Source organism: Nitrospira sp. Nam74 (assembly GCF_965152615.1).
The window spans coordinates 1389864-1403865 of sequence record NZ_OZ224220.1 but is presented as its reverse complement, the minus strand read 5'-3'; the positions used below and the strand labels follow the sequence as shown (position 1 = coordinate 1403865).

14 protein-coding genes are annotated in these 14002 nt (G+C 55.8%); 9 read left to right on the top strand and 5 right to left on the bottom strand.

From position 1 onward, the window contains the following. Positions 1-74 precede the first annotated feature (74 nt). From nadD to bioB, 4 genes are all read left to right on the top strand, one after another. Positions 75-767, top strand: a complete 693-nt coding sequence (nadD, locus tag ACWHYZ_RS06805) for a nicotinate-nucleotide adenylyltransferase (RefSeq protein WP_447986526.1) — start codon at positions 75-77, stop codon at positions 765-767. Continuing rightward, entirely contained in the window at positions 715-1176 is a 462-nt protein-coding gene (gene rsfS, locus ACWHYZ_RS06800) for a ribosome silencing factor (RefSeq protein WP_447986525.1), read from the top strand. The genes nadD and rsfS overlap by 53 nt, the downstream gene beginning before the upstream one ends. Beyond that, positions 1176-2576: a tetratricopeptide repeat protein gene (locus ACWHYZ_RS06795; RefSeq protein WP_447986524.1), complete on the top strand. Its 1401-nt coding sequence runs from the start codon at positions 1176-1178 to the stop codon at positions 2574-2576. The genes rsfS and ACWHYZ_RS06795 overlap by 1 nt, the downstream gene beginning before the upstream one ends. Before the next feature lie 168 nt (positions 2577-2744). Beyond that, positions 2745-3785: a biotin synthase BioB gene (gene bioB / locus ACWHYZ_RS06790; protein ID WP_447986523.1), complete on the top strand. Its 1041-nt coding sequence runs from the start codon at positions 2745-2747 to the stop codon at positions 3783-3785. 116 nt (positions 3786-3901) lie between these two features. On the opposite strand, the gene ACWHYZ_RS06785 is transcribed toward bioB, so the two are convergent. Next, positions 3902-6550: an ABC transporter permease gene (locus ACWHYZ_RS06785; RefSeq protein ID WP_447986522.1), complete on the bottom strand. Its 2649-nt coding sequence runs from the start codon at positions 6548-6550 to the stop codon at positions 3902-3904. A 179-nt stretch (positions 6551-6729) separates the two neighbouring features. On the opposite strand from ACWHYZ_RS06785, the gene ACWHYZ_RS06780 reads away from it, so the two are divergent. Next, positions 6730-6978 (top strand): LuxR C-terminal-related transcriptional regulator, encoded by a 249-nt coding sequence (locus ACWHYZ_RS06780; protein ID WP_447986521.1) that lies wholly within the window; start codon positions 6730-6732, stop codon positions 6976-6978. 1 nt (position 6979) lies between these two features. On the opposite strand, the gene ACWHYZ_RS06775 is transcribed toward ACWHYZ_RS06780, so the two are convergent. Then, positions 6980-7912 carry a dihydroorotate oxidase gene (locus tag ACWHYZ_RS06775; RefSeq protein WP_447986520.1) on the bottom strand — a complete coding sequence of 311 codons (933 nt, stop codon included), beginning with the start codon at positions 7910-7912 and terminating at the stop codon, positions 6980-6982. 148 nt (positions 7913-8060) lie between these two features. Here ACWHYZ_RS06775 and ACWHYZ_RS06770 point away from each other — a divergent pair, with 148 nt between their 5' ends. The 4 genes from ACWHYZ_RS06770 (at position 8061) to ACWHYZ_RS06755 (ending at position 10393) form a co-directional block, all read left to right on the top strand. Next, positions 8061-8792: a phosphoribosyltransferase family protein gene (locus ACWHYZ_RS06770; protein ID WP_447986519.1), complete on the top strand. Its 732-nt coding sequence runs from the start codon at positions 8061-8063 to the stop codon at positions 8790-8792. Positions 8793-8893: 101 nt separating this feature from the next. Further along, complete coding sequence (locus ACWHYZ_RS06765; protein ID WP_447986518.1) at positions 8894-9238, top strand: FmdB family zinc ribbon protein; 345 nt, start codon at positions 8894-8896, stop codon at positions 9236-9238. Between the two features lie 108 nt (positions 9239-9346). Continuing rightward, positions 9347-9787 carry a division/cell wall cluster transcriptional repressor MraZ gene (locus ACWHYZ_RS06760; RefSeq protein WP_447986517.1) on the top strand — a complete coding sequence of 147 codons (441 nt, stop codon included), beginning with the start codon at positions 9347-9349 and terminating at the stop codon, positions 9785-9787. 135 nt (positions 9788-9922) lie between these two features. Next, the gene (locus ACWHYZ_RS06755; protein ID WP_447986516.1) at positions 9923-10393 is read left to right on the top strand and encodes a RusA family crossover junction endodeoxyribonuclease; all 471 of its coding nucleotides are present in this window, start codon (positions 9923-9925) and stop codon (positions 10391-10393) included. Between the two features lie 148 nt (positions 10394-10541). Here ACWHYZ_RS06755 and ACWHYZ_RS06750 read toward each other — a convergent pair whose 3' ends face one another. The 3 genes from ACWHYZ_RS06750 to ACWHYZ_RS06740 all read right to left on the bottom strand — a co-directional run bounded on the left by ACWHYZ_RS06750 (position 10542) and on the right by ACWHYZ_RS06740 (position 13876). Beyond that, the gene (locus tag ACWHYZ_RS06750; protein ID WP_447987530.1) at positions 10542-11759 is read right to left on the bottom strand and encodes an ABC transporter permease; all 1218 of its coding nucleotides are present in this window, start codon (positions 11757-11759) and stop codon (positions 10542-10544) included. A 20-nt stretch (positions 11760-11779) separates the two neighbouring features. Further along, positions 11780-12490 (bottom strand): ABC transporter ATP-binding protein, encoded by a 711-nt coding sequence (locus tag ACWHYZ_RS06745; RefSeq protein WP_447986515.1) that lies wholly within the window; start codon positions 12488-12490, stop codon positions 11780-11782. 126 nt (positions 12491-12616) lie between these two features. Beyond that, positions 12617-13876, bottom strand: coding sequence for an efflux RND transporter periplasmic adaptor subunit (locus ACWHYZ_RS06740; protein ID WP_447986514.1), 1260 nt, complete (start codon positions 13874-13876; stop codon positions 12617-12619). Between the last annotated feature and the right edge of the window lie 126 nt (positions 13877-14002).

Genomic DNA, 14002 nt, shown 5'->3' with positions numbered 1-14002 from the left:
TGTTGAGGATGAAACGACCGGAATTATCCGAAATTTACTCAGACCTCAGCACACAGAACTCAGGGCTCTAGACCATGCGCATCGGTTTATTTGGCGGCACCTTTAACCCCGTTCATCGCTGTCATTTGGAAGCAGCTGCCCAGACGCAACGTCGGTTGCGTTTAGATCGCATTCTCTTTATTCCTTCCGGCGATCCCCCTCATAAGGCAAGCATATCCTTAGCTCCGGCCAGACATCGCCTCGAAATGGTCCGGATGGCGATCAAGGACATTCCAGCTTTTCAGGTGTCGGATATAGAAATGCGCCGACCGAACAAGTCGTACTCGATTGAGACGGTCCACGAACTTCAGAAAGAATTCGGACCCGAAGCCGAATTGTTTTTCATCATTGGACTCGATGCATTTTTAGAACTCCATACGTGGAAACAAGCCTCGAATCTCCTTCGTGCCTGCCATTTCGTCGTGCTGGCGCGCCCCGGCTCGACCTTTACCGCTCTTTTGAAAATGTCGTTGTTACCTGCAATGGATCGCGCGCCGCTCCTCGCCCTGGATACGCAGCGCGCTCTCCAGGTCGATGTGCCGCTTCCCGGCGGAATGAGTTTGATTCTCCTGTGGATCCCTCCGTGCTATGTCTCGGCGTCCGACATTCGCTACCGGGTCACACATCAATTGAGCGTGTCAAACCTGTTGCCCGCCCCTGTCGAATCCTATATACTTGAGCAACACTTGTATCAGCAGGGGGAGAAGGTCAATCGCACTGGAATCTAAGGCGAAATCTCTGCTTATCGCTCAGGCGTCGCTCGACAAGAAGGCTAACGACGTCCTGATCCTCTATGTCGCTCCGCTGACTTCAATTGCCGACTATCTTGTCCTCTGCTCCGCCGATTCGGATCGCCAGGTGCGAGCCATTGCAGACCACATTGACAAGACGCTCTCCGAGCAAAAAATCCGTCCCCTGAGCCTCGAAGGGCTGTCGACCTCGCAATGGATCGTGATCGATTATGCCGACGTGATCGTCCACATCTTTCGGACGGACCTGCGCCAGCTCTATACCCTTGAGAAACTCTGGGGCGATGCGAAACGAGTCAAAGTTCCGACCGAACGTGTGGCGCTCGTGACTGAGCCGGATCAGACGCTTAAAAAGCGGCCCGTACGGCGGGCCACAAAGAGTCGGTAATGCTTCGGTTACTGCTGACGTTATTTCTCGTGATCGTCGCCAGCCTCGTGTACGGTTATGTCCGCGAGTTGAATCCCGGTACCATCACTATCCGCCTCAGCCCCACCGGTGTCTACGAACTGAGCCCCGTGTCCTTGATGTTGATCTCAATGGCTATCGGTGCGCTCATCGTGATTCTGACGGTGGGCGTCCGAGAGACCCGCCATCTTATTCTGACTTGGAGAAGCACACGGCTCGTCCGGCGAAAAGAAAAGGTCGATGCCCTTCATCGTGAAGGCGCGCATGCGGTCGTCTCCAAACGAACCGGCGAAGCCATTGGCCTGTTTCAACGGGCCCTTGCGCTCGATCCCAACCATGTGGATTCACTCTTATGGCTGGGAAGCCTGTACCGCACGGAGCAGAACTTTTCTGAAGCCATTCGGCTTCATCGAAAGGCACGCAGCATCGATGAACACAATATCGAAGTCCTGTTTGCTTTGGCTCGTGACCTGGAAGGCGCCAAGCGCTTCGAGGAAGCGCTCCAGACCCTGCAGGAGGTTCTGCGGTTCGACCCGGCCAACCTCACGGCTCTCATTCGTAAACGCGAGTTATACATCCGCCTGGAGCAATGGCCGGAAGCATTGGAAATCCAACACCGGCTCTTAAAATCTCATTTGCCTGAACCGGATCAACGAACGGAGGCAGGGATCATGGTCGGCCTCACATATGAGGTCGGACGGCAGTTACTCGAGCGCGGGCATCCGGAAAAAGCGCGGCGCTACTTCCGCGGAGCGATGAAACGCGACAAGTCGTTTTTGCCGGCTTATATCGGGCTCAGCGAAATTTTGATTCATGAAGGCAAAACAAAAAACGCCGCCGAAATTCTGGAGAAGGTCTACACGAGAACCGGCAATATCATCTTGCTGCACCGGCTCGAAGAGCTGTATTTAGAGATGGGGGAGCCTTCGGAGATCATTCGGGTGTATCAGGAGGCCGCACAGCGACACCCTCAGGATCCAACGTTAAAATTCTATCTCGGCAAACTGTACTACCGGCTTGAAATGGTCGATGAGGCCTTCGATGTGCTGTCGACATTGGAGACCCCTCAGGATCAAACCTCCGATTTTCACAAGATCATGGCGAATCTTTATCTGCGGAAACACCAGATGGATGAGGCGGTCGACGAGCTCAAGAAGGCATTGGGATTCCGAAAACGAGTCGTCGTGCCGTACGTCTGCACCACTTGCCGGCAAGAATCTTCAGATTGGTCCGGGCGCTGTCAGAGCTGCGGACTCTGGAATACCTATGTCGCGCTTCCATGGGTCGACGCATCGGGGACCGATCAGCATGACGCGGCCGGTGCAGTAGGTGTGCGCGCGATTCCGTATCAGGGGATTGCCTCTCCCTTCGAAACAGTCTAAAGGTACATGAAATGCTGAAAAAGGTTCTCAACGGCGTTCTCGTCTTGAAAGCATCCTCAACGTACCCCGGAGGGTACGCCTGCGGTGCTTCCTGTACCTGCGGCCTTGTTGGATAACCTTTTTGAGCATTCCACATCATTGAAATTAGCGAATCGATTAGGAGAAGCAATGACAGACTTTAGTGTGCTTGCGGAGAAGGCGCTTCGGGATGAGATGCTTACTAGAGAGGAGTGCCTTGCTGTTTTGGCCACACCGGATGAACATTTGCTCGAGCTGTTGAATGGTGCGTTTCGGGTGCGGGAGCGCTACTTCGGCCGCACAGTACGGTTGCAGATGTTGATGAACGCCAAGAGCGGCGCCTGCCAGGAGGACTGCCATTATTGTTCTCAGTCGGCGGTGTCGACCGCGGACATTCACCAATATGGATTGCTGCCCAAAGCCCAGATGGTAGAAGGCGCCCGTCGCGCCGCCTCTGCAAAAGCCCAACGCTATTGCATCGTGATCAGTGGTCGCAGTCCGCTAGATCGTGATGTCACAGAAATTTCGGATGCCGTGCGCGCCATCAAGCAAGAAGTTCCCATCCAAGTGTGCTGCTCGCTGGGACTGTTGAATGAAGCACAGGCTAAACGGCTGAAAGCGGCGGGAGTTGATCGCATCAACCATAACTTGAATACGAGCGAGGCCTACCACTCGGAGATCTGTACGACGCATACCTTTCAAGACCGCGTAGATACCATCCGGCATGCGAGAGCCGCCGGCTTGGAATTGTGCTCAGGCGGAATCATCGGAATGGGTGAGAGCGATCACGATGTGGTGGAACTGGCGTTATCCTTAAAGCAGGTCAACCCCCACTCGATTCCTCTCAATATGCTGCATCCGGTTCCCGGGACGCCGCTTCAAGACACGCATCGATTGACGCCGCAACGCTGCCTCAAGGTCCTCTGTCTTTTTCGTTTTCTTCATCCCAAGACTGAGATTCGAGTCGCAGGGGGACGCGAGTTCAATTTACGGACATTACAACCGCTCTCACTCTATGCAGCTGATTCCATTTTCGTTGGCGGTTATTTGACGACTCCGGGCCAACCCGCCTCTGAAGCCTGGAAGATGATCGAAGACCTCGGATTCACCATTGAAGTGGACTATCAGGCAGATGCCTCACAGGCTCCAACGACGATCCGCCCGCCCTTAAATGTCATAACGATCTCTTAACTTATCTCTTCCCTCTTGAACGCCGGCGGCTGGTGGACTCCCACTGCGCGCATCGAGCGAGCACCTCCGACGTGCGCGCTCTGCGAGCACAGGAGTACACCAGTCCTCCCCCTCTTTTATTCATAGCGGAGTCCTTCGGCGATCGACTGCCTGACTGCCCACTGCGCCGGAATGTAAGCCGCGATGAATGCCGCTCCCAGAGCCAACACCAAGGCTTGCACGACCACCCGGGGCTGCAGAAAAAACTGAATCGTCCAGCCGAACGACTGTTTGTTGATGACTTCAATGAGCAGCACAGACAACAGCATTCCACCCAAGACACCAAGAAGTCCGCCGAGGAGACCGAGATAACCCGCCTCCCATACCATCAATCGCCTGACGTGTACGATCGTCGCCCCAATCGACCGGAGCATGGCGAATTCTCGCCGCCGTTGGAGCACCGATAACACCAGCGTATTTACAATCCCTAACACGGCGATGATGATGGCAATCAGTTCGAGGACATAGGTGACGGTAAAGGTCCGGTCAAAAATCACCATAATCTCTTGCCTTAACTCGCCATTACTGATGACTATCAATGGAGTCTGTCGATCTGCTGAACCGTCCATCCCTGCCACGCGCTCTTCGAGAAGCCGCCGGACGGTGGCCCGGTCGGCGCCGCCTTCCACATAGATGGGAATGACGGTTGTCGTATCGTCTTTCCAAAGCTGCTGATAGATATCCCGATCCATTACGATCTTTCCGCCGTCGGTCGCATAGTCCAAAAAAATACCGAGAACTGGAAACTCCTGCTCGCCTGAAGGTGTGGCCAGCAATATGAGGTCTCCAACCTGCAGTTCCGCGGTACGAGCCAATACCTCCGATACCACCACACCGCGCTTGATGACGGCCTCATTCAATATTGTGGCCGAATTGCCATGAACCATGAGATAGCGGCTCCGTGTCGCATGGAGTCGTAAGTCTCGCGACACCAGTGCGACCCTGCGGCCCTTGAGATCCACGAATACGTCCCGATAGGTGTCGAGTGCGGCCACGCCCGGAATGCCTGAAAGCGATTGCACCCACGTGAGAGGAATTCGATTCGCCAGTTGCCCCACTTCATGTCCATGCAGCCAATTTGCAGGAGCCACAATTAAATCAGCCATGACGGTTTGATCAATCCACTCGCGCACGGTCTCACGAAAACTGCCGACCATCGTGTCGACCCCCACCATAATGGAGATGGCTACCATCATGGCCGAGATCGTCACGGCATTCCGGCCGGGCGCGCGTGATATCTGGTCGGCCGCTAATCGAGCCACAAGCGGCAATGTTATGCGCGCGCCTGAACGACCGTGCGATTGACCGGCCGCTAACCACACCGTCCCGAACAAATGGATGACGAGGGGGATTAGGCACGACAGGCCCAGCAAGAGACAGAGTGCCGCCACGTACCCAAAAAGGGGCACCCCCCATACGGGACCGGGCACTGCACATGCTGCGCCGAGAAGGATGAGCAGGATGCCCGTCCAACTAAGAAACGACACCCGTGCCCTCTGAGTTGCCTCATAATTGCCGGGCGCTAACGCTTTCGCCGGAGCTGTTTGTCCGGCGTCCCAACTCGGGACGAGGGCGCCTACCATGGATACGATCGCGCCCAAAGCCGCTCCTTCTATCCAAACTGTGAGAGGCAGGTCGAACACAAAGCGGACCAGCGACACATCCGGTCCCCCCGTATCGACGGACACATACAGGTCTGAAATTGTCGTGCTCAGGCGAGACAGGAGACTCTTGGCGAGCAGTGCGCCACAGCCGGCTCCAAGAAGTCCGCCGACCAGTCCCATGGTGGCCGCCTCACTCATGAACAACACCGTCACGGCGCGGCGCGACATCCCCATCGCGGACAGCATGCCAATCTCGCGTCGACGTCGCACCACGGCAAAAGACACGGTATTGTAGACAAGGAATAGCCCGACCAGAAGACTGACCATGCTCAAGACCGTGAGGTTAAGATGAAAGGCACGGGTCATGCGCTCTATTTGGTCCGTACGACTGGCGGGACGGGTCACGGTTACCGACGCAGGCAGCGCCGCTTGCAGTTCGTCGATGACCTTTTCAAGGGGACGCCCCGGTTCAGTGATGATGTCGATTCGATCCAGCCGCCCCACCAAGCCAAACAGCATTTGGGCGGCCGCAACATCCATGATCCCCATCGTGTCCCAGATCGAAGGCTGCGTTGAATCGGATTCGATGAGGCCGGCCACGACCACGTCATAGTGCCGCATTCCGGTAGTGATGCGAAGCTCGGAGCCGACGTGGACATCCCATTCAACGGCCAACCGTGTTCCGACAAAGACTGCCTGCGGCGAGAGCAATGTATCCAATGATGGGCGCTCTCCATCCCGCCCGCGAAACCGAATTCTTTTTTGATCGTTTGCCTCAAGTAAGTCGAGCGCCATAATGGGCAAGAGACGGGCCTGATTGGGACCGTCGACAACACGAGCCGTCAATTGAATCACCGGCATCGCCGACACGACATCCGGATGTCGAGTCACTTCTTGAATGAGGCGTTCATCGAGCCCCAGCTCACCGCCCGACACCTGCACGGTGGCACGCCCGGCTATTGCCATCACGCTCTGCTCGAAGGACTTGAGAACGTCCACATTTGCAGTCTGAATGGCTACGGCCACTGCGACGCCTAGTACAATGCCGAGCACCGTCAAAGCGGTGCGCACAGGACTGGCGAAGAGATGGCGTCGAGTGATTGCGCAGAGTGCTCTTGTCATGGTCAGAATTGCTGAAGGCGCGTGTCAGCCGCTAATGATCATGTAGGCATTAACACTAATCTCGTTCAAAATGGGACGTAATCTTTCTCATTGTGGTGTTTACAGGAAAAGGCCGGTTTGTTAGACTGTACCCAATGCCGAGAACACGTACAATGACTAGACAGAGCGGGGTATCAAAGATGGAAAGAGGATCCTTCCCGGGAAGGACCACGTCGACGCATTCCCTTACACCACGTCAGAAGGAAATCCTTCGCCTGGTGGCGCAGGGCATGACGAATCGAGAAATTGCGGGTCAACTGGACATCAGCGTGAGAACGGTTGAAGTGCATCGCTTCAACCTGATGCGGCGGTTACGTGTGCGCAATGTTGCCCAACTCCTGCGTCAAGCGCTCCTTCTGCGCCTCCTACCAAAGAATTTCTCCAAGTAGCTCACAACTCCTTCAGTTTTCCTCGACATGCCTCCGGTGAGGCGTAACCTTTTCGCGCGAGCACCTCGGACAATTCCTGGCTCAGTCGCTCAAATGCCCCCACGCCTTCCTCGACCAGCGACGTTCCGATCTGCACTGCCGACGCCCCGCAGAGAAGATGTTCGAATGCATCGGTTCCACTGACGACGCCGCCAACGCCTATAATCGGTATCCGCCCGCCCAGGATTTTCCAGAATGCGCGCACGTTGGCCAGCGCAACCGGTTTAATCAACGGTCCTCCTAATCCGCCAAATCCGCCCTTGGGCTTAATCACGACTGATTCTCGCTCGGGATCGACGACAAGCCCGTTCCCGACTGAATTGATGAGTGACAAAAATTCTACCCCTACACGCTCGAGAACTCTCCCCATCTTCTCGTGATGCGCCGGATCGAAATATGGCGGCAGTTTCACCCCCATCGGGACAGTAATGACTCGCCGAACTTGTTCAAGGAGACGTTCAGAGTCTTCAGCGTCATATCCGATTTGTGGCTTGCCGGGAATATTGGGACATGAGAGGTTGACCTCGATCAGGTCCGGGCGACTGTCGTTGATCACTGTCGCGATCTTTATAAAGTCCGCTTCACAGAGACCGGCCACACTGGCGATCACAGGCTTCCCGAATTCACGCAACGTCGGGATCAAGCTTGCATACGCCAGATACCCCAAATTGGGCAAGCCCATCGAATTAATGGACCCGCTTGGAAAGGCATAATAGCGAGGGTCAGGATTCCCCGTACGCGGCTCAACGGTCATTGACTTTGTAACAATGGCGCCGGCATGCGAGTGGCCTAAGCGCCGGAGTTCGTCCTCCGTCACGCACAGTGCTCCGGCGGCATTCATAAAACAGGTCGGGAACCGAATGCCTGCAATTGTCGTCGTGAGATTCTGCACCATATTGTGAAACCAACCTATACCACACCATCAGACATGCCACAAGAACCAAGCCTTCAAGAGAAACGCCATTCCTTCGGCGTCGTCCTAACACGGCACGACTTGACAGCGAGTAAAATGGTCCTTACAAATCGTATGCGCGAGGACACAGATGACCATAATGTCCGGTGTCCGACGATTGCTCCATGCTGTTCTTCCGGTGCAGTGCAGGAACTGTGACATGCCGCTGAACGGTGACCCTGTGCCGTTCTTTTGCGGCGCCTGCTGGGACACGATTCAACCATTGCGCGGCCCATTTTGCCCCTGCTGCGGACGTCCCTTCGTGTCCTCTTGCGCGCTTGAGTATAGTCCGCAACATATGTGCGGCACATGTCGGCGCAACCATCCCGCATACACCCGCGCGTGGTCTCTCTATCCATATGCATCGCCACTTCGGGAGGCGGTCCATCTCTTCAAATACAGCAAGAAAGTCGCCTTAGCAAAGGCACTCGGTGCGCTGATGGACCGAGCGCCGATCGAGACCGTTCACCTCGATATGATCATCCCGGTTCCGCTGTCTCCGGCACGCCTGAGGAACCGTGAATATAATCAATCGCTGTTGTTGGCCGACCGTGTGAGTCAGGCGAGAAACATTCCGCTCTCATACGATAACCTGGTTCGTACACGAGAGACCGCCCCGCAGACGGAACTGACCCGAGCCGTACGGTTGAAAAATTTACGGCGCGCCTTTGCTATTCGCCGTCCTCACGATGTGGCCGGCAAACGCGTTCTGGTCATCGATGATGTATTTACAACCGGCACCACGGTCAATGAATGTGCCAAGGCACTTCGCAAGGCCGGAGCCTCAGACGTGTATGTGTGCACATTGGCAAGAACCGTCTAGCTGTCAGCCGTCAGCTTTCAGCAGCAGCTTTAGGGGGAATCCGTCCAAGCAGTTGCTGAAGGCTGATAACCGATCGCTGTATTCTTTACCCGAGGGATACCATGCCTATTTATGAATATCGCTGCACGGATTGTAAAAAACGAATCAGCCTGCTGATCCTGAGCGCCAACCAGGCTTCCACTGCGGCATGCACATTTTGTGGGGGGACGAAACTGGATCGCCTGATGTCCCGCTTTGCGTCGCCCAAGTCGGAAGAAGCGCGGCTTGAGTCCCTAGCGGATCCCAGCAAATTCGGCGATGTGGATGAGAATGACCCGCAGAGCATGGCTCGATTTATGAAGAAGATGGGCCAAGAGATGGGAGAAGACATGGGGGACGACTTCGATGAAGCGATTGAAGAAGCCGGAAGTGATATGGCGGAATCCGACGCACCGGATTTGGCGTAACGCGATCTACGATTGAAAGTCTTGACATTTTCTCCGCCTTTGATACGATGAGCCCTCGGGAGCCTTTTCCTTAAGCACAACCGAGCGGACTGACCAGGAGGCGATTCCATGTTTGCAGGTGAGTATCTCTGCAAGGTGGACGAAAAAGGGCGTTTCATTGCTCCCTCTCCTATTCGAGAGCGGTTGGAACTCGAAGGAAACAGCGTTGTTTTCCTAAAAGGGACCGATCAGTCGCTCTGGGTCTATTCAGCGGGCGAATGGGAAAAGGTGTTAGAGCGCACGAAAACCAAACTGGATGAAGACCAGAGTCGGTTGTTCATGCACTTTGTCGTGTCTGAAGTCGGCACATCGGACATCGATAAGACGGGGCGTATTTTAATCCCTGGACGTCTCCGTAAGCACGTCCCGATGGATGAGGATCTTGAGATCATCATCGTCGGTCTCTACAATCGCCTCGAAGTGTGGAATCCATCCGAATGGCGGCGCTACATTAGCCGTACGGAAGATAAGTACGAACAGAACCTGAATAAGATTCTGAATCTTTTGTAGGCGAGGCCGCCACTGTCGCGCAAACCGCCGTCCCACACCACAGCGCATCCCGTTCGACTCACCAGCTATCGGCCTTCTGATTCTCTTTCACAGACGGCACCTGCAAGTGCAACGAAATTGCCACAGACGCGACGTGTGACCCGCAAGTCTCGCGCGCGTCTGTTGCAGATGACGGTGATCCCCCCGGTACTTCCTCCAGCCGCGGTTGAACCGGACCGCTTCACTATTACGTTGCCGATCCCGCCGAGCATCAACCATCAATATGCGACGGTGAATGGCCGACGCATCCTATCCGCTGCCGGACGGCGATATAAAGTCGATATAGGTCAACAGATCCTTGTCGCCCTGTCGCATTCCACCAATAAACAGTTACTTCTCCTCAGGCTACGCTCGGATTATGTGGCGCTGTCGATCCGGTGCCGTTTTATGTCGCTCCTTCACCGGGATATTGATGGGGGACTGAAGATCACACAGGATGCTGTGTGCGAAGCGTTGGGGCTTAACGACAATCGGGTGCTTGAACTGCATTTATACAAAGAGCTGGCTGCCGAATCACCGTCAATGGAACTCACTCTCAGCATCCTCGCTTCACCACCTTGCCACTAACTGCGGCTGCCTTTTCTAAAACCATCTGAAACCCGCCTGGGAAAATTTTCCACGCGCGCCTGTACAGGCATGATAGATTTTTCCTAGACGCCGGCTCAGAACTCTGCCATGGATGAGTGTCGTCTCAGCGGAAAGCAAATACGGAAGATTATTCATACCTCAAGGCTTCAATTGGATTGAGCCGCGCCGCTTTATTCGCCGGGTACAGACCGAAAAACAGGCCTATGAACAGGGAAAATACAGAGGCGACGACGATCGAACCCGGCGCAATAATAGTCGGCCAGCCTGCTACGGCGGTCATGATGCGGGCTGCCGCAATCCCGACGACGATGCCGAATACCCCGCCCAAAAGCCCCAAGGTCATCGCTTCAATAAGAAACTGCATGAGAATATGGCGCCGCTTCGCGCCGACCGCCATACGCACGCCAATTTCCCTCGTCCGTTCGGTGACGGACACCAACAGAATGTTCATAATGCCGATGCCCCCGACTAGAAGAGAAACGGAGGCAATGGCAAACATCATGGCCGTTAACGTTTCACCGGCGCCCTCTTGTAGCTTGCCGATGTCCACTTGCGTTCGGATCGTGAAATCATCCGGTTGATCCGGCTGAAGCCGATGACGGGCCCGCAAGACGTCCCGAATGCCCTCCGCCGCTTCCGGCAGATCATCGAGTCGGCTGGTGGAACCAAAAATCGCGCCGACGATGCCGAGAAACGGTGTCCCCAACAACTTCCGTTCGGCGGTAGTGAAGGGAATAAAGATAACATCGTCTTGATCCGACCCTTGCGCCGATTGCCCCTTTGGGGAGAGGACGCCGACGACTCGGAACGGCACGTTTTTGATACGAATCGTCGAGCCTACCGGCTCTTCTCCGGCATCGTATAGCTGCTCCACAATGGTCTGGCCGATGACGGCGACCCGCGCCGCTGAGTCCAAATCCGCCTGGCTGATCGGACCGCCGCCGGTGAACGACCAATCCCGAATCGTGAAATAGCTTGGCGAGATGCCATTCACCGGGCCGTTCCAATTCTTGTTGCCGTTAATGATCTGCATGACGTCGCGCTTGGCCCAGCCCGTATCGACGAGGAGCGGCACCTTTTTCTTGAGTTCTTGCGCATCGGCCACGGTCAACGTCACGGCACCCCCTTGCGCACTGCGGACGCCGCCGACTGTGGCGGAGCCGGGCCACACAATGATGAGATTAGTCCCCATGGTCGCGACTTGCGCCCGGACAGCTTCTTTGGCTCCCTGCCCGATGCTGACCATTGCGATCACGGCGCCTACGCCGATGATGATTCCCAGCATGGTCAAGCCCGCACGCAGTCGATTACGCCCGAGCACCCGAAACGCCGTCACCATTGTCATGCTCACGAAGGCCAACATGTCTATTGCGTCGCGACCTCTGACGGAATCCGGTGCCGGTCACCGACCAGGTGCCCGTCTTTCAGCAAGACCTCCCTGGAGGTATAGGCGGCGACATCCGAATCGTGCGTTACGACAAGAACGGTGAGACCGTCCCGTCGATTGAGATCGGCAAGAATCCCCATAATGTCATGACTCGATTCGGTGTCAAGATTGCCGGTGGGTTCATCGGCCAGGAGGATAGCCGGAGCCGCGACGAGCGCACGTGCAATGGCGACCCGTTGCTGTTGACCACCGGACAGTTGAGACGGAAAGTGGTGTCCGTGCCCAGCCAGTCCCACACGATTCAGCGCATCGGCGGCACGAACGCGTTGGTCACGAAGTGGCACTCCCCTATAGAACAAAGGAAGTTGCACGTTTTCCAAGGCGCTCGTGCGAGGAATAAGATTGAAGTTTTGAAAGACGAAGCCGATTTGCCGATTGCGAATATCCGCAAGTTCGTCCTGAGTCGCAGAAGCGACATCCCGGCCACCCAACCGATAGTGTCCCTTCGTCGGGACATCCAGACAGCCGAGCACATTCATGAGTGTCGACTTACCCGAGCCCGATGCGCCCATAAGTGCCACAAATTCGCCTTGCTCAATCGCGACACTCAGACCACGAAGCGCCTGAACTTCGACATCTCCCAATCGGTAGATCTTCCAGAGATCTTGGCAAACGATGAGGGAACCCAATATCCTTTTCCTCTGACAACTTCTCACAGAGGAAGGACTGGGCTTCCCCTCCCCTACGCACGTTCGGCGAGCGCATTCTTATAGTGCCCGCTGCGTGAGGACAGACGGGGCCAGTCCTCCTCTTCCCTACATTCCTCGTTCGCGCGGACGCCGCGGCTGCCCGGAGCCAAATCCAGGCGGTAAGGATTCCGGTTTGCGGCCGCTCCGGGATGCCTCAATACCGATGATCACTTCATCCGTCTCTGTCAGGGCGTCCGTGATAATTTCAGTCACGCTTCCGTCGGAGATGCCCACGTGAACTGGAACCGGCTCGGGATCTCCAGACGTTCCCATTTTCCATACAGTCTTGGCATCACTCGGACCCCGGTGGCCTGGGGTGTGGCCCTGAGAGGTTGAAACCGCCAGTCCAGCGGTACCTTCGGGCAATTCTGATCTGGCTGGGGTAAATCGAAACGCTGCATTGGGAACTTTCAGCGCATCGTCTACCTGAGCGACGATAATGGCCACGTTGGCCGTCATCCCTGGTTTCAGCCGCAGGTCTTTGTTCTCTACGCCCACCACGACGTCATACGTCACAACATTCTGAACACTGACGGGAGCGTTCCGGACCTGCCGCACCCGGCCTTGAAACTGGACTCCGGGATAGGCATCGACCGTAAAGGTGGCCTCCTTACCGATCGACATGCCGCCGATATCCGACTCGCTCACCGCTGCATCCACTTGCATCTGGGTCAGGTCTTCGGCAATCAAAAACAACGTTGGAATGGAAAAACTGGCCGAAAGACGCTGGCCGACCTCCACCTGTCTCGAAATAACCGTCCCATCAACGGGGGAGCGAATAACGGTATAGGTCAAATCCAACTCAGCTGCCTCAAGGGCCGCTGCCGCCTGCTTCACAGCCGCTTCTGAAACCGCGAGCGTCGCAATGGCACCTTCATGCGCCGTCAGCGCCGTATCGACTTCAGCTCGAGACACGAATTCTTGCTTGACCAGAGATTGCACCCGATCCAATTCTCGTTTGCGTTGGGAGAGGTCGACCTTCGCCTTAATCAGCACGGCCTTCGCATTCGCGAGGTTGGCCGCAGCCTGATCGCGCCTGGCACGATACGGGAAGGGGTCGATCCGGGCCACGACCTGCCCCTTTGCGACGCTGGAATTAAAATCCGCGTGCAGGCTTTCGATCATGCCTGACACCTGACTGCCGACCTGCACCGTCGTCATCGGGTTGATCGACCCCGTGGCGGTGACGACAGACACGATCGATCCACGCTGGATCGGAGCACTTTTGTAGCGGACCGGAGATTTGCGTTCCCCGCTAAAAAATACGTATCCTCCAATAGCGACTGCCACCGCAATCACACTCAGTATCCAAATGGCTTTCCGCATGGAGGTCATTCTACGAGCTTTCGCACAGGACGAGCAAGGACATGGCGGGCCGAAAGACCCGCGTCTTTCGTCGATAATAAAAGAGGCTACCCGCCGCGTGGCGAGTAGCCTCCGGTGCAGACATAT

Excerpts from the sequence above, each read along its gene's own strand:
- ACWHYZ_RS06750 (WP_447987530.1), bottom strand. The coding sequence starts at position 11,759 with ATGACAATGGTGACGGCGTTTCGGGTGCTCGGGCGTAATCGACTGCGT.
- ACWHYZ_RS06765 (WP_447986518.1), top strand. The coding sequence starts at position 8,894 with ATGCCTATTTATGAATATCGCTGCACGGATTGTAAAAAACGAATCAGC.
- ACWHYZ_RS06775 (WP_447986520.1), bottom strand. The coding sequence starts at position 7,912 with ATGGTGCAGAATCTCACGACGACAATTGCAGGCATTCGGTTCCCGACC.
- ACWHYZ_RS06785 (WP_447986522.1), bottom strand. The coding sequence starts at position 6,550 with ATGACAAGAGCACTCTGCGCAATCACTCGACGCCATCTCTTCGCCAGT.
- nadD (WP_447986526.1), top strand. The coding sequence starts at position 75 with ATGCGCATCGGTTTATTTGGCGGCACCTTTAACCCCGTTCATCGCTGT.
- bioB (WP_447986523.1), top strand. The coding sequence starts at position 2,745 with ATGACAGACTTTAGTGTGCTTGCGGAGAAGGCGCTTCGGGATGAGATG.
- ACWHYZ_RS06770 (WP_447986519.1), top strand. The coding sequence starts at position 8,061 with ATGACCATAATGTCCGGTGTCCGACGATTGCTCCATGCTGTTCTTCCG.
- ACWHYZ_RS06740 (WP_447986514.1), bottom strand. The coding sequence starts at position 13,876 with ATGCGGAAAGCCATTTGGATACTGAGTGTGATTGCGGTGGCAGTCGCT.
- ACWHYZ_RS06795 (WP_447986524.1), top strand. The coding sequence starts at position 1,176 with ATGCTTCGGTTACTGCTGACGTTATTTCTCGTGATCGTCGCCAGCCTC.
- ACWHYZ_RS06780 (WP_447986521.1), top strand. The coding sequence starts at position 6,730 with ATGGAAAGAGGATCCTTCCCGGGAAGGACCACGTCGACGCATTCCCTT.
- ACWHYZ_RS06760 (WP_447986517.1), top strand. The coding sequence starts at position 9,347 with ATGTTTGCAGGTGAGTATCTCTGCAAGGTGGACGAAAAAGGGCGTTTC.